Genomic DNA, 21,937 nt, shown 5'->3' with positions numbered 1-21,937 from the left:
TGAGAGGAGAGACACATGAATTTATTGTTGGTTTTGGTTCCCGCAATCTTTTGGGGGATTAACCCCATTATTGTCACGAAGACAGGTGGGTCAGCTACCAATCAAGTATTCGGTCTAGGGTTAGGGACGGTCGTGGTCGCCATTATTGCGACGTTGATTGTTAAACCGACGATCAGCCCGTTGATCTTTCTAGTTGCCCTATTGACCGGAGTCTGCTGGCCAATCGGGCAACTGGGTCAGTTTGTTTCGATGAAGCGGATTGGGGTTTCAAAGGCGGTTCCTATTTCGACCGGCTTGCAATTAGTTGGTAATACCCTGATTGGTGCCTTTATCTTTCATGAGTGGCAGGGACGGCAATCAATCATCATTGGTTTCATTGCCCTGATTCTGGTCATCATTGGTTCGGCATTGACCTCCGCGACTGACCGTGGCGAAGATCAAAGAGTTAAGTTAAAAGACCTCTTGTTCTTGCTGGTCACGACGTCTGGCTATCTGCTGTATTCTGCCTTGCCGAAATTCCCTATCTTGGCCCATACCTCTTCAGTGGCCATTTTGCTGCCCGAGGCACTCGGTATTTTCGGTGGCATTGCCATTTATCAGTTGTGTACTGAAGGGCTGACTCCGTTCAAGCAAAAGGCCCAGTATACCAACATCACTGCTGGCTTTTCATGGGGAATCGGTACCTTTGCCTACATCGTCGTTGCTCAACAATTGGGTGTGACAACCGCCTTCATCTTCTCGCAATTAAACGTATTAGTGGCAACGCTCGGTGGTGTCCTGATTTTGCATGAAAAGAAGGATACTTTTGAAATGTGGTGCACGTTAATTGGTTTAGTACTGATCATTGCTGGGGCAATTGCCACGACATTTGCAAAATAGACGAACATTTATGGAATTATTTGTGTTGAAAAGGTATTCAGAAAAGGCTATCATTTGTTTTAGGTTTAACAAATGTAGTTTAGAAAGAGGTTATGAATAATGGCTCATGTATCTTTTGATAGCAGTGCACTGAAGAAATTCGTGCACGCCAATGAATTAGGTGAAATGCAGGCAATGGTTACGGCCGCCGATGAAGAATTACGGAAGGGTACCGGTGCTGGTGCAGACTTCCGTGACTGGCTCCACCTGCCAAGTGACTACGACAAGGAAGAATTTGCCCGGATCAAGAAGGCCGCAGCCAAGATCAAGGAAGACTCCGATGTTTTGGTTGTTATCGGAATCGGTGGTTCCTACTTGGGTGCCCGGATGGCCGTTGACTTTCTGCACAACACTTTCTACCAGGCCCAGGATCCAGCCGACCGGAAGGCACCACTGGTTCTCTTTGCCGGTAACTCACTGAGTTCTTCATATGTTTACGACATGATCAAGCTGATCGGTGACAAGGACTTCTCCGTCAACGTGATTTCCAAGTCTGGGACGACGACGGAACCATCCATCGCTTTCCGGATCTTTAAGCAGCGTCTGATCGACAAGTATGGTGAAGAAGGCGCTAAGGAACGGATCTACGCTACGACGGATGCCAAGCGTGGCGCCCTGAAGACCGAAGCTGACGCCGCTGGTTGGGAAACCTTCGTTATTCCTGATGGCGTTGGTGGTCGTTACTCCGTTCTGAGTGCCGTTGGTCTGTTGCCGATCGCTGCTTCCGGTGCCGACATTGACCAGTTGATGGCCGGTGCCGCACAAGCTGAACATGACTATGACAACCCGGACTTGAGCAAGAACGAAGCTTACCAGTATGCAGCTTACCGTAACATCCTGTATCGTAAGGGCTTCACGACTGAACTGCTGGAAAACTATGAGCCAAACATGACCATGCTGGCTGAATGGTGGAAGCAACTGGCTGGTGAATCTGAAGGTAAGGATCAGAAGGGTATTTACCCATCCAGTGCTAACTTCACCACTGACCTCCACTCCTTAGGCCAATACATCCAAGAAGGTTTGCGTAACCTGATGGAAACGGTTGTTAAGCTGGATACGCCAAACCACAACGTCAACATTCCTGAAGCCGACAGCAACCTTGATGGTCTGGAATACTTGCAGGGTAAGGACATGGACTGGGTCAACACCAAGGCCTACCAAGCTGTTGTGGCTGCCCACACAACTGGTGGTGTTCCAGTCATGACCGTCCATATTGACCGTGAAGACGAATACACATTAGGCTACTTGATTTACTTCTTTGAAGTTGCAATTGCCATCTCTGGCTACCTGAATGGTATCAACCCATTCAACCAACCAGGTGTTGAAGCATACAAGACCAACATGTTCGGTCTGCTGGGCAAGCCTGGTTTTGAAAAGATTGGTGACCAACTGCGTAAGGAAATGAACGAAAACGCCTAGTTGCTAATAAACATTGAAAAAACTGTGGATACTTCATCCACAGTTTTTTTATTGCAGTTATTGATAAACGCTTGTCAAAAGACGGAAAAGTTGTCATAATGGTTGATGAAAGCGATTTCTTAAGCTGATGGAGGGTTTAGCATGCAATTAGGAAGTATTGAGGCAGGCGGCACGAAGTTTGTCTGTGCAATTGGTAATGAGGATTATCGAATTCAAGATATGACGGTTTTCCCAACAACGACACCGGCGGAAACTTTGCAGAAATGCATTGATTATTTCAAGAAGTTTCCGGAAATGAAGGCTTTGTCGATCTCGTCATTTGGCCCGATTGAAATCCGGGTTCACAACCCGAAGTACGGTTACATCACTGATACCCCGAAGAAGGGCTGGAGCAACACCGATTTTCTGGGAACGATCAAGCGGGCGTTGAAGGTCCCGACTTCCTGGACAACGGATGTGAACGGCTCAGCCTATGGTGAATATATTTTGGCCACCCTGTTTAATGAGCACATTCATTCTTTGACTTATTACACGATCGGAACTGGTGTGGGTGCTGGTACAGTGATCGATGGTCATTTTGTGGGCGAATTGGGTCACCCTGAAGTTGGTCATATTCGCCTGAAACGCCATCCGGACGACCTGGACTTTAAGGGCATCTGTCCATTCCATGGCGATTGCTTGGAAGGCCTGGTTTCCGGCCCAACCTTTCAGGCGCGGTGCGGCAAGAGCGGCCGTGACGTTCCTTTGACCGACCATGTTTGGGACATTATGGCTTATTATGTAGCTCAAGCGGCGCTGAATACCACCCTGATGATTCGTCCGGCCAAGATTGTCTTTGGCGGTGGCGTCGTTAGTGAAGCGTTCCTGAAGAAGGTTCGTGCACAGTTTGCGGAGTTGATGAATGATTATGTCGAAGTGGGTCCACTAGACAAGTACATTACGATGCCGTTGGCCAAGAATAACGGGTCAGCAACGGTTGGCAACTTTGCGCTGGCTTTGAAGAACTACGATCGGCAAGGGTAATCATGAAACGCCGTGACGAAATAAAAAGGACAATCGCCAAAACGAAGCGGCGGTTGGTGTCGTGGATCGTCTTGACCATTGTCTTTGCGATGCTAGATTTCTTGCAGGTCTTGCCATGGATGCAGTACGTAACGTTGTTAGCATTATTGTACAGCATCATCCAATTAGGCATCCTGATCTATTTGATGTATTTATGGTCACAAAAATAAATAAGACGCGGTTGTGAAATGGCTTCACGATCGCGTCTTGTTAGTTTTAAATGGTTTTCTTGAAGAACGCTGGCAGGGGGATGCTGAGCGCCAAAGTGGCAACGACGATTAAGATTGACCCGAACCAGTCGATGGGTTTCATCATCACGTTGAAGAACAGTACCGAGCCGATTGTTGCGGTGATTGGTTCAAAGGCGTCCATTAGGCTGAAAGTCGTTGCCTTAATGTACTTGAGGGAATTGGTGGCCAACTGGAAGGGGATGAGGGTCCCAATGACGACGACCGCTGCCACGGACCACCATAAGCTCGGATTTGATGGTACAGAGGGCTGTATCGGGTGAATGATGGTCAGTGCAATGCCCGCAATCAGGATGGCCCAGCCGGTCAAGGTTAACGAAGAGAAACCTTCCTTGATCATTTTCTGTGGAATCAGCGTGTTGGTGGCAACACCGATAGCCGATAAGAGGCCCCAAAACAGGACCGCTGGGGTGATGGCCAGGTGGTTGAGATGACCATGCGTTGCCAAGAGGAACACGCCAATGAAGGCGGCAATACTGGCAATGATTTCAATGCGCAGGGGGCGCTGGTGACGGAACAGAGCCAGGTAAAAGATGATGAAGAAGGGACCCAAGAACTGCAATACCGTGGCAATCGAAGCGTTACCCAACTGGACCGCAACGAAATAGCAGTATTGGACAGGGAGCATGCCGAATAGGCCGTATGCAATTAAACTGATGGCATGCTGCTTGTTATGCCAAATTTTCAGCGGGTGGCCGCCAACAAGACCACTGATGATTATCAAGATGGAGCCTGAGATCAATTGGCGAATCTGCGTCAGCCACAAGGCGTTGGTAGTGGGTGCTAATTGAAAGATATATTTGGCAAACAGGGAGGAGATGCCCCACATAGCACAAGCCATAATGGCGAAAATGGTCCAAAGTGTTGCCTTGCTAATTTTCATACCGATCCTCCCTTTTTAATTTCAAACTTGTTCCGATCTTCATTGATGGTTCGATGATTTGTTTTCACCGTAGATTGCGCGAACCGCTCCCACATCCCGCGGTTGAATGCTATACATTGAGCCGGCCGGTTGCATGACGGAGATTTCATTAGTATGACTAAGCCCCATGGCATGGCCTAATTCGTGTTCGGCGGTGTTGACGACTCGCGTGTGATCATAGCCGTACATCGGATTATCCAGGTAGGCACGATTCAAATAGACATGACCGTTAATGAAGCGGCCAGTGCTAACATATTGACTCATTTCGGTTAAACCAGCTGCCCGGTTTGAATTGTTGTTGTCAGCCGTTGCAATCAGGTTGGCACCCTTCGCGGAATGCACCTGTTCGAAGTGAAAGACGCCCGTTGCATTCCAGGCGTGAATGGCCTCTTCCATGGCCTGTTGCAGGTTGTCGTCATGCATATTGACGTAAATCGTAGCGGATGGTTTATCCCAGCGGGCCTGACCGGACTTGCTGGAACCATTGATAACCTGTTGTTTCTGGTTGGCAGGGGCGGATGATGAGCTGGCCGCTTTGTGGTTGCCGTTGAGTTTATTTTCGCCCTGGTCGACCAGCGTTCTCACTTGATTGATGCCGTTGTCGACGGTTTGGGCAAAGCCTTCGTTATTTTGATAAAAGAAGATGCCTGCACACAGCAAGCATAGGTAGACTAGGGTTTCTAGCCAATTTTGGTGCTTCATATCGACACCTCTTTAATACTCGATAACATCCAGTATAGCAAAACAAAGGTTAAAATTGGATAAAAGCGACTTGATAAAAACGACCCCTAACATGAAAAAGTCAGGGGTCGTTTGAACTTTAGTCACCTAAATGTGATTAGTCTTTGAAGTGGTGAGGGTATTGTTGACCAAACTCGTAAACCATTTCGGGTTCTTGGCTGATACGCTTGTTGTGGTTGAGATTATCAATTGCCTGCATTTCTTCAGGACTCAACGAGAAGTCGTAAATGTCGGCATTTTCCTTGACCCGTTGTGGATGAGCGGACTTTGGAATGAAGCTGATTCCGTTTTGCAAGTGCCAACGTAAAATGATTTGGGCGACACTCTTGTGGTGCTTCTCCGCTAATGCCTTCAATTCAGGTAAATCGAAGACGGTTGTCCGACCAAGGGGTGCCCAAGCTTGAGTCACAATGTGGTGTTCTTGATTGTACTTAATCATTGGTTTTTCGGTCAACCGTGGGTGGCATTCAAGCTGGTCTAAGACTGGCATTTCGTCTGCCTGTGTTGCTAACAGCTGTAGGTGGGCCATACCAAAGTTAGAAACACCAATTGACTTTGTTAACCCTTCCTTCTTCATCTCTTCAAAAGCCCGCCAAGTTTCAAAGAAGTGGGTGTGGATCGGCCAGTGAACCAGTAAGAGGTCAACATAGTCCAGTTGCAGCCGTTTTAGCGACTGTTTAACGGAATCGATGGCTTTTTCATACCCTTGATTGGCTTCTGAAACCTTGGTGGTCACGAAGTAGTCATCACGTGCAGCGCCTAATTCTTTCAGTGCAGCCCCTAACTCGGCTTCGTTGCCGTACATCTGCGCCGTATCAAACAGGCGATAGCCACATTCATAAGCAGTATGAATGGCTTCTTTAAACTGGTCGGGGTCGGTTAATTTGTAAACACCAAAGCCTTCTTGCGGAATCCGATTGCCATCGGCCAGATCTAAGTAATTAGTACGTATATCGGTCATAGAAAATCCTCCTAACTCGTATTCACAAGTCATTATATTATAAAAAAAGCGCCATGACTTGCATCATGACGCTTAATGATTGGGTATACTGGATTCGAACCAGTGCATTATGGATTCAGAGTCCACTGCCTTACCAGCTTGGCTAATACCCAATAACAACGTTAATTATTATATGGTATTGCCATAATAAGTGCAAGCCCTATTTTTTATTTCAGCAAAAATTCTTCTAGCCGCGAATAATTTGTTAAAATATCATAGGAGAGAAGGAAAGAATTATGGCAAGCAATTCTGACGCACTTTATTATGTGCTATCAAAAATTTATCATCACCCAGAGCTAGTGACGGCCACAGTGCCGCGAGACTCTAACACTGTCCAGATCACGATTACCGACAATTTTAAGATCTCTGATTCGGATTACTATTTCCCAATCAACCGGTTGTCTGTTAACCGTTTGTCCCATGATTTTGTGGCTAAGAACGGTGATTTGTTAGATTACTTCTACGACATGACCGAGGAAGAAAATCCGGGCTATCACGAGGTTTGGATGACTACGAGTCACGTGAAGAACCAATCTGTTTACTTGATCGAATTGTCATATGAGTAGGCGTTAGTAGTGCTTGACTTTTGAATAGCGGATCTTGTACACTATTCAAGTGGTTTCATTGCCCGCTGGTCAAATTGGTTAAGACGTCGCCCTCTCAAGGCGGAGTTCCGGGTTCGATCCCCGGGCGGGTGATTTTTTTATTTTTAAATGATTTTTGAGCGTTGCAGAATGTTGATATAACGGCATTCTTAATTTTGATGAAACGCTGAAAAACGTATTTAATTTAAATTCTGCGGAAAAAGTGCGGAAAAACTAAATAGCTTCTTCCCAGCGTGGGCCGCCTGTTTGGGCGGTTTTTTATTTTGCTCTGCGGAAAAGGATGCGGAAAAATCATCCCCTAATTGCTGGCGATTGCTTTTAGGGTGTCGGGATTGTCAGCATGATGGTATACTCAAAGAAAAAATAGTGGTCGTTGGGGACACCGTGTGTTTAACCATCAACCCGCTAGAATTTTCAGCCCATGCAATCCGTAAAACCGATTGAGGGCTTTTTTAGTTGCTGGGGGATGTTAACCTGCCATGCTATAATTAACGGGTATTTGGTTTATTGTGAGTTCAATTTTTGAACAGTAAAAGGCGGCTATGTGAGGGCCGCCTTTTTTAGTGCTAAAATGGGCATGTTTCATTGTATCCTGTATCTAGCAAATATTGCTTTACCAGCAGTTAGCAAGGGTCACCCCCCTAGGGTAAAATTTTGAAAATTACCGCTTACGTGCATGACGATTGAAATGTGTGCGCTTTTCTTGGCAGCAATGTGGGGCGGGGGATGTTTCATGCTAAAATGTATGTGTATGGTGATTTGTGAGAGGCGGTCTCAGGACCGTCTTTTTTCTGGATGAAATGCTAGGCTCTGCTAGGGTTCGTTGGCGATATAGGCTTTAGTTCCTTGGTGCCAAAAATCAGCTATGAGGGTTAATTCACGTGTGGTAAGATGTCTATAGGTCATTTGTGATGTTCCTTTACTTTTGTTTGTGGTTATTCAAAGAATAAAAATAGTTGGGAGTTATGAAGTGTGTTAAAAAAGAGAATGAATTTACTGGCTAATATTTTCTTCATTCCCTTGCTGCTAATTAGCTTGCTAGGTGCAGCAGCAATGTTACTTAATGATGTAGCAGAAGCTAGCAAGTCAGGAATATTAATGATGGATATTTTAATTGTTATGCTGATTTTGCTGTTTTTGGTGCGGCACAAGAAGCCGCTTTTTTCAATTAACGGAAAGTTTAGCCGCTACTTACGTTATTTTATGCTTGGAGCTATTCTTTTTTGGCAGTTTTACTTATTGTTAAACATGTCTGGCTTCTGCGGTTGGGATCCAGGAATTATTATGCTCAAGGCGATCGGAAAAGCATCTTGGGTCGACAAAGACTACTTCTCTTATAACCCCAATACGTTTTTTCTATTGCTAATTGAACATAGTATTTGGAAAGGGCTGGGACAGCCAAGTTTACGTATCTTAACTGTTACGTTAGGCCTTATTAATTATGGATTATTGGACTCGAGTCTATTAACGCTTTATTGGTTGGGGAAAAAGTATTTAACACAGCGGGTTGGTAAAACTGCTTTCGTGCTGGGAGTGGTTTTATTGGGAATTATGCCGTGGGCTGTGATTCCTTATAGCGATATTCCCGCTTTTGCGCTAACGGTCTTTTCCTTGGCAGCGTTAATTAGCTTTTTCAGTAGCCAATCAATAAGCACAAAGTATGCTTATGCGGCATTGAGCGGGTTTTTACTAGGGCTGGATTATCTAATTAAACCATCCCTAGTAATAACTTATATAGCCTTTGTAATCGTTGCACTAGTTAGTGTTAGTTGGCACAATCTTGATAAGCAATTGCTAGGAACGGTTGTGGTAATAGTGATTATTCCATTAATTATGCTACTGGTTTTTTCAGCATACCAGCAGCATAATTCATATGTCCGAATTGATCAACGCAAGGCGTTGCCGATGATGCACTTTGCTGCGATGGGTGCTACTGGGAATGGTGGTTATGCTCTTGCTGACGTAGAGCGGGATGAGGCAATCAAAGATCCTGGTAAACGGAGTGCCGTGGCCACTAAAGTCTGGGAACAACGAGTAATCAGGATGGGCTGGGTCGGTTACCAGAAATTCTTAATTAAGAAACAGGTCGTCAATACTGCCGACGGAACGTTTGCATGGGGAGGAGAGGGTGGCTTCTTGAAACCATTTAAGAACTATCCAAAGAGCTTGGGACAACGGCTTTTCTTCGCTAGTGGAAGTCCAGTCGTTAATAATGCAGTTAAAATTTTAATTCAGTTGGTCTGGCTTGGGACGTTGTTGGCGATGCTCCTTACGGTAAATGATGTTCATTTTATTGCTTTATTGGCAAAGTATGCAGTTGTTGGCTTTTCTTTATTTTTATTGCTGTTTGAAGGTGGCCGAAGCCGCTATGTTATCCAATTTTTGCCTTTTATTTTACTCTTGGCTGGGATTGGTATACAAAAAATAATCCTGATGATTAGAGCCTTAGGTCGGTTTAAGCACAGAAATATTTAATACGCGAAGTACCGCTAAAGAAATAAGGAGGAAAAAGAGTAAGTGAAAAAAAGATGGAAAATATGAGCTGGATAACGCTAGCGATTGGGATGACTTTATTAACCTATTCGCATGTTGTCCTTAGCGTCATTATTTCGCTTGAAATCTTTGCCCTAATTTTAGTTCTCACTTGTTGTTCTGGTAAGGTGGCACTGATTCTTGCTAAGTGGAAACCGTTATTAAAATCAATTGGTATCTGAATTCCCGGCCACCTAAATGTCTTAACTGGCGCATACCAATCGAGAGCTTCCTGCTTAATTTACGTCATTAAATTCGTTCAAGTTATTTCTTGCAATCTGCCATAAACTAACCCCCGTTGAAAGAAAACGGGGGCTTTTTAGTATGTTCTATTTTGATAGCAAAAGAGGGGCGATCATTGCTCTTTGTTGTTTCTTGTTTTGACGTAAAACGTTATTGTATCAATGATTACAGCTAATCACTCATAAGTAATAACAATTAACTACGAATCAATAAAGAAGGTTAGGTTTTGTAAGGTTCTAGTGCCTGTACTTAATAACCAGTAAAGCAATAATAATTACTGCGATTACTGCTAACAACTCATAAATCCAGTAGGTGCTATCAAAGAATAAAATCATGTTACCAACTCCGATTTAGTTTAATTAGTGCTTTAACTGCGAATCAATAAAAAAGGTTAGGTTTTGTTAACGTTCTTATAACTACAAACATCCCCACCAATGTACAATATTGGGCAATAAAAACATATTAGCTTGCTGTTATATCAGCGTTTAAGAGGCTTTAATAAATTGGACACCCTATGGAAAATTTATTGTTTAACAATTCCAATGTTTTTGTATGCAGTCGTTACCTTGTTACCGTAATAACCAACATAAAAGCGGTGGTGCTTTTGATATATGAACCCTAGTAGTTCCATGTTGCGCTTAAAATTGTGATTGTTAAGTGGGGTTAGCTCCTGCTGCTGGCAATATTCTTGGTAATGGTCATATAGGACACGACAAGCGCAATATAACCGCCTGTCTTTCTTCACCTGGTCTGAATACACGAAACTAACCACCGTCTTGTCTGCCTGGTCCTTGTGGCGAACTCTAAAATGGTAATCCTTGTTGCTTGCTGCCATCCACTGTGCCAGGTTCCGTTTAGTGAAAACATATCGTCCACGATACCAACTCATTTAGTTTCATCCCCCTTGTTCTGGTCTTTCATGTAGTGGGTGAATAGCCATATAACCGTAATGTCAGCGATAAGACTTGCCAGACCACAAACAATGCTCACAATTAACAAACATGATGCGATAAACACTAAACCATCTCCATTTTGCTATATATTTATATTTTCCCTTGTAAGCCCGTCTAATCAATTTTAAGTATTGAATGATTAATTATGTTACTTGCTAACTAAGCGGCCTAAAACTGGCCTAATTTTAAACGTGATTAGGTATATAGAACATATGATCTATATTTTTAGTGTATCTTGCTGCCAAAATAACTACAATTCTGGTCCTCTTCCGACGAAAAGCTACAATCACCCCCAAACTATTGTTGATATAACAACGGTTTGGGGGTGTTAGTTTTCGTCGGTCTAGTTAGTGCCATTCGTTATGGTCCAGGTTGTTTACCTGGTCCAGCAAGTGTTGTGCGCTGTCATGCTGTTCTGGCGTTGCTGTAGGGTCATTTAATACGGTGGTAGCTGCTGCCTTGACTGCGTAGCAATCCATCAACACCCGGCCGTTTTGAACTTTAAAGTGTTGATTAGGGATGCTGCTTATAACCGGATTAGTTGCCTTAAATTGTTTGATGAGGTCATCACCAGCAACTTCGATTAATCCCTCGTCAATTGCTTTCTGTGTGGGATTGCCGTTCTCATCAATCAAATCACTAGCTACCATGTTTCTATAAACGGCGTCCTTAGTTGCCTTGATGCCAGCGGCGATCATGAAACTATACGACTGTTCAATGAGTGGTGGATATTTGATATTGAATTTCATTATTTTTCGTCCTCTCTTTTTAGTGCATGAAAAATCTGAATGTCTTTTTCTAGTGTGGCCAATATGCTTTTAACGTGGTTCATAGTCCACCAGGTCAGCATAGGGGATGCTTGTCTTGTCCTGGAAGTAATCAGCGAACCCCTTGTTTGAATTGGCTTCATATTCTCTCACGTGTTCAAAGTTGCCACCGTGTGCCTCTACGTACTGCCGTAACAATCTAATAACAGTCGGAACTAAACACGGTGGGTAACTGTGTGAGTAACGGGCCAGGCACTTGCTGCTATCCCCTAGTGGCAGCTCCAATATATCTAGGTCAAATGTTCCGGTGTCGGTGTAATACTCCAGGCCAGCGCCAACTGTTTCGTTGAGCTGAACATACAAAACATTGGTGTTTTTTCGTTCAGCACCGATCTTCTGCTGTAAGGAATTAAATTGTTTACTGCTCAATTGTTTAACCATGCTTACACCTGCTTTCTTTTTATAGGGTGTCTAATCTGCCTATACCGACAACTAACAATTACAAAATGACTGTTGGTATCTGTTGTTGGTAACTCAACCCCTTGATACGAATGGATTAACTAACCATTACCAACAAAACAACAAATGTTTTAAGAAAAATCTCTTTTAAAGAGAAAACACGTATTTTGGGATGCTTTCTTTTATATGTAATATTTCTATGTTGGTTTGTTGGTATGTTGGTTTTTAGTAAGCCAATCCTTATGTATCAAGTAATTCAGAAACCAACACATACTCAATCATTTTGTTTTCTTGTCGGTTTATTATTCTCTTTGTTGGTTTTTAAAAAAAGCGGTTGGTACTTATTTGGATTAACTTTAACTCCATATTTATAGTGAATATCTAGTCGGTCCAGTTTATCTATATCGCTATTATTCCAACAAGTAAGTGGTGCTAAGTTATTTCTCAAGTATTCCCACCCTTTATTGGCCATTAGTGGTTTGGCTCTTCTGGTAAATGTATTCTGTTTAATCTTCTGTGGATTGTTCTCAAAGTCCATAGCGGCTAGGAAAAACTTAAATAGGAATGAGACGGGAATACGAGTGCTTTCCAGCTCTGGCAAATACTCCTCGATAAAATGATCTACGCTGTCGTTGTCCTCTTTGATGTCCTTAATGATCTCCCGACTTTCTGCGGTGTCTTGTAACACGTCTGGGGTCATGCTAAGGGCTTTTCTTAATACGAACTCCAGCAGCCGCTGGTCCTTGATGTATTCATCCTTGATGCGCTTATTGGCTGGAGTAGCTTCGTATTGATGATTGAATACGATTACCCGGAAACGCCTAAAAAGGGCGTCTGTGGTGTCACTAAAACGGGGGATGCCGTTCATGGACTGGATAATAAAGTTATTGAAACGGTAGTTAAACGGGGCTAGTCCTTTAGGATTGATGAGGACGTTCTCACCAGTGGCCACACTCTTAAAATTCTCGCTGGTGCGGTTATAGTCATTGGGATTGTTATCATCCCCGATTAGTAGGGCCTTACCAGTTGCACTGGCCAGCTTGAAATCATCTTCAAACTCTTTTAGTTTCAATGAGCCGTAGTTACCAGCGCCTACCAGGTTCTCTAGCAACCGTTCAAACGTACTTTTTCCGGTGCGGCCTTGTCCACTATCTACCAGAAAAATAGCAACGTCAGTGGTTAGGTTAGGATTAACAACGGCTGAAATGGTTTGCCACAATAGCAATAACTTTTCCTGGTCATCGCCTGCGATCTGGTGAAACCACTCCGACAAGCTCCAGCCATTGAATGATGGCTCTGTTGCGTTGGGATTATAGTTGGTCATGATCTTATGTCTGAATACGTATTTAGGCGAGAACGGCTCTAATTGGTGGGTATGCTGATTAAAGACACCGTTATTAACGGGAATAAGCCATTTACTGCGAGTTTCCATAAGGCGGTGGCTATCTAGGAATAAGTAGTTCATAACTTCTTTTAGTTGGCGAGTGGTTAGGGTCCGCTCCACACAAGTAGCTAGTTTTTTCAATAAGCGGCGGCTTTCTTTATATGTGCCACTGTCTAGGTCATAAAATGAAACCTGGCCATGCTCCATTTCTTCATCATCATTGGCAATTATCCCGTAATTTAGGTGACGCTCTAATATGTCCGCTACTATACGTGGTGAGGGGTGAAATACCTTAACGTTGCCATTCTTAAATTCCTTTTTATGCTTATCTCGCCACTTTTGGCCATCATGTTGTAATTGTTGTTCTAACTCTTTCATAGATTGCGGCGGTGTCTCCTGCTTACGTTGTTGGTCAAGGTCACGAAATAAAGCATTAATTCCTAATTTCTTTACTACTGGATTATTGGGGTCTAGTGCTTGTCTTTTCTTACTCACTTTCTCAACTCCTCTTTTAAGACGCTGGCAACAATCCTACCAACTTCGGTATCATCCAACGGCGGCGTATTGAATTGGTTAGCATAGTTTAGCAATATCCAAACGGTTTCATTCTCTGCGCCTGCGTGTATCATCTGCCCACACAAGCGAGTTAGGTAATCATTGCGACAACCCTCTGGCGCTCCTGTAACGATGTTGTCTAGCACCATTCCGGTCCATTTCTTTTTTGCATGGTAACTAGCCTGGCGTGGTTCTCTCACGGTAGGATGGTGGTTATAAATCATCTTTAATAGGGTTTGACTTGGCTGTTTTATTGCTGCGGTAGCGTTAAGCCACCTATACACACCTTTTTCTGTTGTTGACGGTGGCACTAGCACGTAATTATTAGGGTGTGCCTTGATGTCAACGCCTGGCAGCAGACCAATTGCCTGCGTTAATTGGCTGTCTGGTGGTTTCATGTAAAACATTTGATAACCACCACTTGCTGTTTTTTGTGTCCGTGTGGGCAAGATGATGCCAGATGGTAACTGTTTAATGGACTTCATTCCGTCCTTGCCATGTGCCTGCTTCGTATCAATATCTACCACGAAAAAACTGGTAGTACGTAATGCAATATTGGCGGTAGGGTATTTAGTCCAGTATTCCTTTATCTGGTCGGTAGTGAGTGTCGGGCGGCCTGCGAACTTGATTAGGGGATTCTTGCAGTTCATTGGCAGAACTGAATACCCTAATTTTGCATATCTAATTGCACTCTGTAACTTGCTCATTGTCGTTCATCCCCAAACTGTCGTAACTAAGTTGACCATCAACAAATAGCTTGGCAAGGGCGGCCAGTCCTTTAATGGTCCGCTGGTCCCGGTTCGTCACTTGCTGAATAACGGCGATCATTGGATTATCATCTGCCGGGCGGTCGTAAATATTGCGGTGAATGCCTGTGTCTTTGTCCAGTGAACGTAGTAGGAAGAATATCCTGGCCATACTGCGTTCACCGTTGTTACTGATTAGGGCCAGTTTGTGGAATAGGCCATTCTGGACCGATTGTGCGTAGACGAGGGCGTTACGTACTCGTGCCGGGTCATTTCCTACAAATTCTTCTACCTGTTGGGCTAGTTTACTAACTGTGGCCTGGTTCGGGTTGATGAGGTAACGGTATAGCTGTTTTAAGGTGTTGGCTGCTAAGCATGGTTCCCAACGTTCTCGGTGCCCGTCTGGGGCTGTGAGGGTGATTAGTTGCATGGTTTGTCACCATCCATTTCTTTAACGCTAGAAGCGTCAATAATGTGCTTGAGCTGGTCTGCGGTGTCCTTAAAACGGCTATCGTCGATGATCTTAGCTTGACTTACTAGATCAGCCGTAAAATCACCCTTAATTACTGCGAGTACCTTGTTGCCCTTGTGGTCGTCCGCTAACATGAATTTGTAATTACTATTTGTCATTGTCTTATTCCTTTCTGGGGATGTCCCCCACTGAATTGCTTCATGATAGAATAGACAAGGCGGTACATATTGCCGCTATGTCTATATTTGTGAGCCTGTTAATGCTGTTTGATGTGGTAGTTATCCAGCGTTAACGGCTTTTTTATTTCATGAAACATAATCATCATTTACTTTCTAAAACTCAACGCCTCTGATTATTTGTGTCCGTTTTTTCAATTCAGCGATCTGTGAGGCCAGCGGTTCCAATGCTAGCTGCCGTTCCTCGTCGTTAGTGATAATGAAGTAACCGTTATGGGGCTTCCGGTATACCGCTCCGATTGGCTTGTGGTGAAGTACAATCAGACGATTGATGGTTAAGCGAATCCGGCGGCTGCTCCAACCCGTAATCTTCATAATCTCTTTCAACGGGCGTGGTCGATCAATTCCTCTTGGTAGTAGCTCCATAATTCGCTGCTCGTCCTTGTCTAAATGTTCCATCTACTTGGCCCCCTTCAATAGGTCTTTAAGCTCTGCTAGTTCCTGGATACTTTCATCAATCAAGGTGAGGGCGCTAACCTCTTGACCGTCGGTGTATGTTTTAGCGGTGCCATTTAGCGTCTTGATATTGCCTTCAATGTCAGAAAGAAGCGAACTCTTTAATAACTTGTCGTCCTTACTTAGCTTCATATCGTTACCCCTAATTAGTAAATTGAGCGACTGTGCCAATAATAAAGGCTGCTACTGGTACAAACGTTGCTAGGTAAGCCCACAAGCGGTCACTTGGTTCCGTATACCAGAAGGCCAGTATTTGATTATCAATAGTGCGTAATGCTTTCATCGTGATTAATTACCTCTCATTGCACGCTGGGGCGCTGTGCGTTAATTCTTTTGCTGTTGTTGTGACTTCATCCATTGGTCAAGGGATGATTTACAGTAGTGCTTGCTGCCTTCGATTGTGATGGTGGGGAAGTCAATGTCTGCTCTTTCCCACCTGATAACAGTAGCGGGGGATGTTCCTAGGTATTTAGCAGCCTGCCGTTGGTTCATATACGGCGGGTAACTATTGGCCCGCTTCGTGTTCTCGACAGCTTTATTAACAGCAGCGGAAACGGTAGCGTTGATTGACGTTTCCAGCTCTGGTGGTAGGTTTAATCCAATGTCCATGCTGCTACCTCACTTTTTTAACTTGCTGTAAATGGTTTGCGATACTGAGAAATCAAGGCCGAAACGCCTTTTAATATTCATTAAGTCCACCACGTCATTTAGAACGGCCGGGCGGGCTCTTTTCATTTCTGGGGTCATTTCCCGTTTGCTAATCATCTTTGGCAAACCGTACTTGTTGGCGATTGCCTTGTTAGCAATGGTGTTGGCTTTGATATAGTCCACCTTGTTGTAAGCGTCCAGCCGGGCCATTGCCTGCTGCTGAATTTGCTTATCTAGCATTCTGAAAGCCTGGTAGCCTTGCAAACCGGCTTGTTTACGTAAATGTTGGATAACGCTGTAAACCCAATCTTGAAATTGTTCAGCTTCGGGTTTATGACTACCAAACACGGCTTTATAGATACCTGGTTCAGTTAGCAGAATGATTTTTCCACCTTGAGCCTTAACCCCCAAAATGGGGGTTAGTTTGTATTTAGCAGGAATCCGCCGGGTAAGGTGTTCAGCATCTGAATAACCCAAAGCTGCTGCTACGTCTTGAGCTACTACCGGCCAATCATCGTTAATCTGGACAAAACGAATAGGGAAACCGGCCCAATGCTCAATCTTGATGATTAATCCTTTGTCCTTTGCTGCTTCTTCGATAACCTTTTCAGTCATGAATTCATCCCCTTACTTGTCCTGCGTTGCTACTACACGATGAGCAGCCATGAAGTCGTCAATGTCAGACTTGCTAATGCGCTTGGACTTGCCTACTTGAATGGTGGGTAAGCCTTGCTTGATGTAGGTTCGCAAAGTGTCTTGGGTTTTGAAGCCCATGTAGTTCATTGCTTCCCGGTAGCTTAAATACTCGGTCATGAATTCCGCCTCCTTTTCTCCCATTTCGGTAATAATATTATTCTCCCATTTTGGGAATGTCAATGATTTTATACCAAAGTGGGAGAATAAGTGCTAAAATTTGTTTGGGTGATATATATGAGTAAAAACGAAAAGCCCCACAATAGAATTGCGGAGCTAAGGAAAGAAAAGGGGCTAACCTTACAGCAAGTTGCCGACGCTATCGGTGTTGGTAACAATACGATTAGCCGGTACGAAACCGGAAAACGTGAGCCAAAACTAGAAACGTGGTTAAAATTGGCTGATTTTTTTGATGTTCCGGTTACTTATTTACAGGGATTTGATGTATCAAAGATTGTTTCTAAAAGTAATGTCTACGGTCAAAGTTTAATGAGGATATTAGATTTTGAAAACAATAAGACTAATCTTACTAATGCTGAACAGGATGAATTAACAATTGCTATTGGTAACTTGCTTGGTTTTATTACTAATATTCTGCCGTATGCTAATGCTAATTGTGATAGTGAAACACGTAAGAAGAATCTAAAAGAGTTCTATAAATTAATCGGTAATTTATCATATGTTCTTCTTGGGAAAAAACCACTTATATCATCTGGCGTTCCAACATTTTGTCCAGGAAATCAAAAAGAATTATTACAAGTACTTAATAAAATAAATGGACTATTTGTTGATTAGTGTTACGTCCAAGCGTGATTGACGTTAAAAGCTATTGGGGGAATAAATAATGAAAACAACGAAATTGGTAGTAGGAATCATTATGATTGTTGTAGCATTCTTTATCGCTATTCAATCGGTAATGGCCGGGATGAGTGAAGCATTCGTCCAATCCGGTGGCCACGCAGGTACGGCAGGATTAATTGTCGCTATGCTTTATCTTGCGTCCGGCATTGTCTACATCGTTACACGCAATAAAGATAACTTTGGCCCTGACATTGCTTCTATGATTATGATGCTGGTTGCTTGGTTGCTCGGTATTATCAACGCTGGTATCTACAAAGACCTAATTATCTGGTCATGGTTAGCGTTTATCATTGGTATCGTATTCTTTGCCTGGCACAAACTAGAAGATAACAACAAGAAATAAGGTGAATGATATGCGGTCAGATAGATATAAGAACGCTCCTACTGCTTGGTATAAACAATTTTGGGGATGGGTAATTATCGCAGCATTTGTCATTGGAATTGGCGGAATTATCATTACTGCTATTTTCGATGACGGAAGCACCAAATCATCAAACACCACTACTAGTGATACCGATAAAATTACTGATATTTCAAAAGCAAAAGGTAGTTTCGATGGACACACTGCTAAACTTCCTAAGTACTCTATTAAGATTAGAAAAGTTTCAATTGGTGAAAATAATGATGGTGATAAATGCATAATCTTTGACTATACGGCCTATAATAAGTCGGTTAAAAATATGTCAGCGGCAGACGCATGGGAGCGAACTTTTGATGTTTGCCAGCCTGATAGAAACACACAGAACCAGCTCGTCGATGAAGTGGATGTTCCTGATTCAATAAGCGATGAAATGAACCAGGAAATTAATAAGGGTGGTCATGCTCGTGGTGAGTACATTGCTATACTAAAAAGTACCAAGCGGCCCGTTGTTTTAAAAGCACACGACGATAGCGGTAACTCGATTGGTGAACATAAATATAAATTCAAGATAAAAACATCGTCTAAGAACGCCTCATCAAAAGACACCATTTCCAATGATGATAAACAAGTAGCAAGTGGTCATAACGATTCAAACGGTGGTTCTTCGACTGCTACAAGTAATTCAGATAGTTCCTCAAAAAGCAGTGATAAAAAAGACGATGGGAAAGTCGTAATTGATGGCCATAGTTTTCACCATCAAAACTTTAATGACGGTGATAATAACTACGATATGCTTGTTGGAGATAACGGTGAAGGTGAACTTACCGAATGGGCTGTAAATAGTCCCACAGGCCAACAAGACCCTAATATGCAATCTAAAGTTAATGCCATCTATGGGGCAGGGTCACAGTAATATATAAGTAGCTTGTGGTAATCATCCCCACAAGTGGGGGATGTTAATTGCGTTAAAAGCGTTTAAATGCGTTAAAAGATTAATTTTTATGCTACTGTTATCACCACTCATAAAAGCACCGTTAACACTACTTTATTTTCATATCATGGACTAGACCGGGTACACGTCCGGGCTGGCCCACTCATCATAAAAACGTCCTTTCAATTAGCCACGCTGGGGAGCTGTGCGGACGAAAGGAAGTATTTACATGAGTTATACGAGAAAAGGCAAAAACGGCTACTACGGCGTTGCTGAGTGGCGAGACAAGGACGGTAAGCGGCGGCAAAAGTCAGCTGGTTGTTTTAAGTTGAAGCGGGAAGCGTTGGCGGCTGCCGATAAATTAGAAAAAGAATTAGCGGCGGTTAATGTGGTGCTTAAAGATGTATCACTAGCCGAATACTTCAAACGCTGGTTTAAGCTGTACAAGGCTAGCAAGGCTCAAAGCGCTAGCGCCCGTAATCAGTACCGAATTATGCAAAAGATGATTACCGAGTATTGGAAAGATACCCGCTTACGTGATATACGGCGGTCAGACTACCAGGCTTTTATTAACTGGTATGGTGCTAACCATGCTTATAAGTCAGTCAGCAAGTTAAATGGTGCTATCAGAACAGCGGTTAGTTATGCGATTGACGATGATGTTATCACTAAGGACTTTACCCATAACGTCACGGTGACTTATAACCGTGATAAAAAAGTTAAAGTCCAGTATTTAACTAATGATGAGTTAGCCACCCTTAAAACTGCTGTGTTAGCTAAGCTGAACCGGTATAATACAAGCCGTTACATGATATTAACGGCGATTTACACGGGGATGAGAAAAAGTGAAGTCCAGGCGTTGACGTGGAAAGACATTGACTTTCTGCATTCCACCATCAAAGTCAACAAGTCCTGGGACGAAAAGAAAAAGGCTTTTAAGCCCACTAAAACAGAGTCAAGTAACCGGACCATTAAGGTTAACCGGAAATTGCTCAAACATTTAGCAGACTTAAAAGCCAATCATAGCGTTATGGTATTTCAAAATAGCTTAGGTACGATACCAACTAGCAACGCTCTTAATAAGTGTTTACGCTCTATTATGAGTGATTGCGAGATAGAAAAGCAAGGATTTCATTTTCACTCATTGCGCCATGTTCATGTAGCCTATTTATTAGGGCAGGGTGTGGACATTTATGCTATTAGTAAACGGTTAGGTCACTCTAACATTACCGTAACGCTAAACACATACTCATATTTGATTGATGAGTATAAGGCAAAGAATGATACTTTAATCATCGACAAGCTGGCCCAACTGTAAAAGCTGCGGAAAAAGTGCGGAAAAAACAGCGCTAAGCCTTGATATATCAAGGGGTTGTTGTCCCCGTGCGGGTGATAGGTATTAACTTTAAACGTTGATATAACAACATTTTTTAAAGGTTGACGTGTGAAATAATGCGTCAACTTTTATTTTTTGTCAAAAAGAGGATGGAAAACAATTATGAAAAAATTTGGGTTGATTTTAACTGTTTTGCTAACTGGTTGCTCATTAGTGGCTTGTGGTAATTCTTCGAGCAAGAAGGGAAGTTCAAGAAAGAACGCTACTTCCAAGGTTGTGAAGCACCATAAAAAGTCGAAAAAGAAAGCTAATAGCAAAAAACAATCTAATAGCAGTTCATCCATCGCCAATGGAACAAATAGTTCACAAGGTCGGCAACCGAACAATAATGGCCAGCAGACACAAGCATCTGCTAACGGACAATTACCTCCAGCTAGCGACCTGCATGATTTTGTGAATCGCTATGGGGAATCACCAGCAGCATATTTGTCGGACCATTATGGAATGTCACCGGAGCAAGCTGTTCAATCTGTACCAAACAACATGAAGTCATCAGGTGAAATACAGGATACAATCATGTTGCAACAGGGAAAAGATCCGTTTAAATAAACTGTTTTTCTTACCATTAACAAAATTAAGTTAGAAAAGATCAGTAACTGTATTCTGATTGAATATGAACATTTACTTACTGAAAAGAAAACTAGTAAAGGAAACTCTTTGTGAATTTAAGCTATCATTATAGATTCACCATGTGAATTGCCATCATTGTATATACAGTGTATGTGTATTGTACTATAATGTGAGATGGGAAGTGATATCATGACGAAAACCTATAGCATTCGCTTAGATGAAAATACTAGAAACGATGCACAAAAAATTTTTAATGATTTAGGGATGGACTTCTCAACTGGAATTAAAATCTATTTAAAACAAGTGATTAAGTTAAATGGCATCCCTTTTGAATTAAGTAATGAGTCTGGACTTGAACGTTCTTTACAAGAGCTGAAAAACGGTGATTATAAATCATTTAAATCTGTTGATAAGTTGTTTGAAGATTTAAATAGCAAGGACGATTAACAATGATAATTAATCGAACTGCCGAATTTAAACGCGACTTTAAGAGACTTAAGCGTAAGCATTATGATATGGAAAGGCTTAAGCATGTGATTGAGCTAATTGTTAGTGGTAATACTGAGAAATTAGTTCATAAACATAAGGACCATCAGCTGAAAGGAAAATACAAGAACTTGCGCGAACTTCATGTTGATCGTTCATACAACGATAATTGGATCATGATTTATCAAATTCGTAATGGTCAACTTAATTTACACATTCTTGATTTACTTAAGACCGGTGATCATGATCATTTGCTCAAATGATTTTGATACC

The 21,937-nt window shown here is 42.8% G+C and carries 28 protein-coding genes, 2 tRNA genes and 1 pseudogene; 15 read left to right on the top strand and 16 right to left on the bottom strand.

Features of this window, described 5'->3' with window-relative positions; translation table 11 throughout:
• Positions 1–15 precede the first annotated feature (15 nt).
• From IV45_RS00690 to IV45_RS00675, 4 genes are all read left to right on the top strand, one after another.
• Positions 16–879 (top strand): GRP family sugar transporter, encoded by an 864-nt coding sequence (locus IV45_RS00690; protein WP_057739649.1) that lies wholly within the window; start codon positions 16–18, stop codon positions 877–879.
• 99 nt (positions 880–978) lie between these two features.
• Complete coding sequence (locus tag IV45_RS00685) at positions 979–2,337, top strand: glucose-6-phosphate isomerase (RefSeq protein WP_057739648.1); 1,359 nt, start codon at positions 979–981, stop codon at positions 2,335–2,337.
• A gap of 141 nt (positions 2,338–2,478) precedes the next feature.
• The gene (locus IV45_RS00680; RefSeq protein WP_057739646.1) at positions 2,479–3,360 is read left to right on the top strand and encodes an ROK family protein; all 882 of its coding nucleotides are present in this window, start codon (positions 2,479–2,481) and stop codon (positions 3,358–3,360) included.
• A gap of 2 nt (positions 3,361–3,362) precedes the next feature.
• Positions 3,363–3,569, top strand: a complete 207-nt coding sequence (locus IV45_RS00675; protein WP_057739644.1) for a hypothetical protein — start codon at positions 3,363–3,365, stop codon at positions 3,567–3,569.
• A gap of 46 nt (positions 3,570–3,615) precedes the next feature.
• On the opposite strand, the gene IV45_RS00670 is transcribed toward IV45_RS00675, so the two are convergent.
• The 4 genes from IV45_RS00670 to IV45_RS00655 all read right to left on the bottom strand — a co-directional run bounded on the left by IV45_RS00670 (position 3,616) and on the right by IV45_RS00655 (position 6,423).
• Entirely contained in the window at positions 3,616–4,530 is a 915-nt protein-coding gene (locus IV45_RS00670) for a DMT family transporter (protein ID WP_057739642.1), read from the bottom strand.
• 39 nt (positions 4,531–4,569) lie between these two features.
• On the bottom strand, positions 4,570–5,271 hold the full coding sequence (locus tag IV45_RS00665; RefSeq protein WP_057739640.1) for a M57 family metalloprotease: 702 nt from the start codon (positions 5,269–5,271) through the stop codon (positions 4,570–4,572).
• A 136-nt stretch (positions 5,272–5,407) separates the two neighbouring features.
• Entirely contained in the window at positions 5,408–6,271 is an 864-nt protein-coding gene (locus tag IV45_RS00660) for an aldo/keto reductase (RefSeq protein ID WP_057739638.1), read from the bottom strand.
• 79 nt (positions 6,272–6,350) lie between these two features.
• Positions 6,351–6,423 (bottom strand) — tRNA-Gln (locus IV45_RS00655).
• A gap of 123 nt (positions 6,424–6,546) precedes the next feature.
• Here IV45_RS00655 and IV45_RS00650 point away from each other — a divergent pair.
• The 4 genes and pseudogenes from IV45_RS00650 to IV45_RS08075 all read left to right on the top strand — a co-directional run.
• The gene (locus tag IV45_RS00650; RefSeq protein WP_057739636.1) at positions 6,547–6,876 is read left to right on the top strand and encodes a hypothetical protein; all 330 of its coding nucleotides are present in this window, start codon (positions 6,547–6,549) and stop codon (positions 6,874–6,876) included.
• Between the two features lie 59 nt (positions 6,877–6,935).
• A tRNA-Glu gene (locus IV45_RS00645) sits at positions 6,936–7,008 on the top strand.
• Between the two features lie 879 nt (positions 7,009–7,887).
• On the top strand, positions 7,888–9,390 hold the full coding sequence (locus tag IV45_RS00640; protein WP_057739634.1) for a glycosyltransferase family protein: 1,503 nt from the start codon (positions 7,888–7,890) through the stop codon (positions 9,388–9,390).
• A gap of 214 nt (positions 9,391–9,604) precedes the next feature.
• Positions 9,605–9,700, top strand: a pseudogene (locus tag IV45_RS08075) (IS30 family transposase); the annotation flags it as partial.
• 513 nt (positions 9,701–10,213) lie between these two features.
• On the opposite strand, the gene IV45_RS00630 reads toward IV45_RS08075, so the two are convergent.
• The 12 genes from IV45_RS00630 to IV45_RS00575 all read right to left on the bottom strand — a co-directional run bounded on the left by IV45_RS00630 (position 10,214) and on the right by IV45_RS00575 (position 17,179).
• Complete coding sequence (locus tag IV45_RS00630) at positions 10,214–10,579, bottom strand: hypothetical protein (protein ID WP_057739631.1); 366 nt, start codon at positions 10,577–10,579, stop codon at positions 10,214–10,216.
• A gap of 411 nt (positions 10,580–10,990) precedes the next feature.
• Positions 10,991–11,392, bottom strand: a complete 402-nt coding sequence (locus IV45_RS00625; RefSeq protein ID WP_057739629.1) for a hypothetical protein — start codon at positions 11,390–11,392, stop codon at positions 10,991–10,993.
• Positions 11,393–11,461: 69 nt separating this feature from the next.
• Entirely contained in the window at positions 11,462–11,851 is a 390-nt protein-coding gene (locus tag IV45_RS00620) for a hypothetical protein (protein WP_057739626.1), read from the bottom strand.
• Positions 11,852–12,143: 292 nt separating this feature from the next.
• Complete coding sequence (locus IV45_RS00615; protein WP_235807640.1) at positions 12,144–13,748, bottom strand: DNA primase family protein; 1,605 nt, start codon at positions 13,746–13,748, stop codon at positions 12,144–12,146.
• On the bottom strand, positions 13,745–14,515 hold the full coding sequence (locus tag IV45_RS00610) for a bifunctional DNA primase/polymerase (protein WP_057739625.1): 771 nt from the start codon (positions 14,513–14,515) through the stop codon (positions 13,745–13,747). The genes IV45_RS00615 and IV45_RS00610 overlap by 4 nt, the downstream gene beginning before the upstream one ends.
• Positions 14,490–14,984, bottom strand: coding sequence for a hypothetical protein (locus tag IV45_RS00605; protein WP_057739623.1), 495 nt, complete (start codon positions 14,982–14,984; stop codon positions 14,490–14,492). The genes IV45_RS00610 and IV45_RS00605 overlap by 26 nt, the downstream gene beginning before the upstream one ends.
• A complete protein-coding gene (locus IV45_RS00600) occupies positions 14,975–15,184 on the bottom strand; it encodes a hypothetical protein (RefSeq protein ID WP_057739621.1) in 210 nt (69 codons plus the stop codon). Before IV45_RS00600 ends, IV45_RS00605 begins: the two co-directional genes overlap by 10 nt.
• Before the next feature lie 174 nt (positions 15,185–15,358).
• Complete coding sequence (locus IV45_RS00595) at positions 15,359–15,661, bottom strand: hypothetical protein (protein WP_057739619.1); 303 nt, start codon at positions 15,659–15,661, stop codon at positions 15,359–15,361.
• Positions 15,662–15,850: a hypothetical protein gene (locus IV45_RS00590; protein WP_057739617.1), complete on the bottom strand. Its 189-nt coding sequence runs from the start codon at positions 15,848–15,850 to the stop codon at positions 15,662–15,664.
• 192 nt (positions 15,851–16,042) lie between these two features.
• Positions 16,043–16,327: a helix-turn-helix domain-containing protein gene (locus IV45_RS00585; protein WP_057739615.1), complete on the bottom strand. Its 285-nt coding sequence runs from the start codon at positions 16,325–16,327 to the stop codon at positions 16,043–16,045.
• A gap of 9 nt (positions 16,328–16,336) precedes the next feature.
• Complete coding sequence (locus IV45_RS00580; protein ID WP_083487214.1) at positions 16,337–16,981, bottom strand: BRO-N domain-containing protein; 645 nt, start codon at positions 16,979–16,981, stop codon at positions 16,337–16,339.
• Between the two features lie 12 nt (positions 16,982–16,993).
• The gene (locus IV45_RS00575) at positions 16,994–17,179 is read right to left on the bottom strand and encodes a helix-turn-helix domain-containing protein (RefSeq protein WP_057739613.1); all 186 of its coding nucleotides are present in this window, start codon (positions 17,177–17,179) and stop codon (positions 16,994–16,996) included.
• 117 nt (positions 17,180–17,296) lie between these two features.
• On the opposite strand from IV45_RS00575, the gene IV45_RS07710 reads away from it, so the two are divergent.
• From IV45_RS07710 to IV45_RS00540, 7 genes are all read left to right on the top strand, one after another.
• Positions 17,297–17,854, top strand: coding sequence for a helix-turn-helix domain-containing protein (locus tag IV45_RS07710; RefSeq protein ID WP_083487226.1), 558 nt, complete (start codon positions 17,297–17,299; stop codon positions 17,852–17,854).
• Between the two features lie 49 nt (positions 17,855–17,903).
• Positions 17,904–18,263 carry a hypothetical protein gene (locus IV45_RS00565; RefSeq protein ID WP_057739611.1) on the top strand — a complete coding sequence of 120 codons (360 nt, stop codon included), beginning with the start codon at positions 17,904–17,906 and terminating at the stop codon, positions 18,261–18,263.
• Positions 18,264–18,273: 10 nt separating this feature from the next.
• On the top strand, positions 18,274–19,194 hold the full coding sequence (locus tag IV45_RS00560) for a DUF5067 domain-containing protein (RefSeq protein ID WP_057739609.1): 921 nt from the start codon (positions 18,274–18,276) through the stop codon (positions 19,192–19,194).
• 247 nt (positions 19,195–19,441) lie between these two features.
• Positions 19,442–20,530 (top strand): site-specific integrase, encoded by a 1,089-nt coding sequence (locus IV45_RS00555; RefSeq protein WP_057739607.1) that lies wholly within the window; start codon positions 19,442–19,444, stop codon positions 20,528–20,530.
• A 180-nt stretch (positions 20,531–20,710) separates the two neighbouring features.
• Positions 20,711–21,157 (top strand): hypothetical protein, encoded by a 447-nt coding sequence (locus tag IV45_RS00550; protein WP_057739605.1) that lies wholly within the window; start codon positions 20,711–20,713, stop codon positions 21,155–21,157.
• Between the two features lie 210 nt (positions 21,158–21,367).
• Entirely contained in the window at positions 21,368–21,625 is a 258-nt protein-coding gene (locus IV45_RS00545) for a type II toxin-antitoxin system RelB/DinJ family antitoxin (RefSeq protein WP_057739603.1), read from the top strand.
• Between the two features lie 2 nt (positions 21,626–21,627).
• Entirely contained in the window at positions 21,628–21,927 is a 300-nt protein-coding gene (locus IV45_RS00540; protein ID WP_057739602.1) for a type II toxin-antitoxin system RelE/ParE family toxin, read from the top strand.
• The last annotated feature ends 10 nt before the right edge of the window (positions 21,928–21,937 follow it).

The sequence above is a fragment of the Limosilactobacillus secaliphilus genome (assembly GCF_001437055.1).
Classification (GTDB): Bacteria; Bacillota; Bacilli; order Lactobacillales; family Lactobacillaceae; genus Limosilactobacillus; species Limosilactobacillus secaliphilus.
This window is presented reverse-complemented; position numbering and strand designations above follow the sequence as displayed.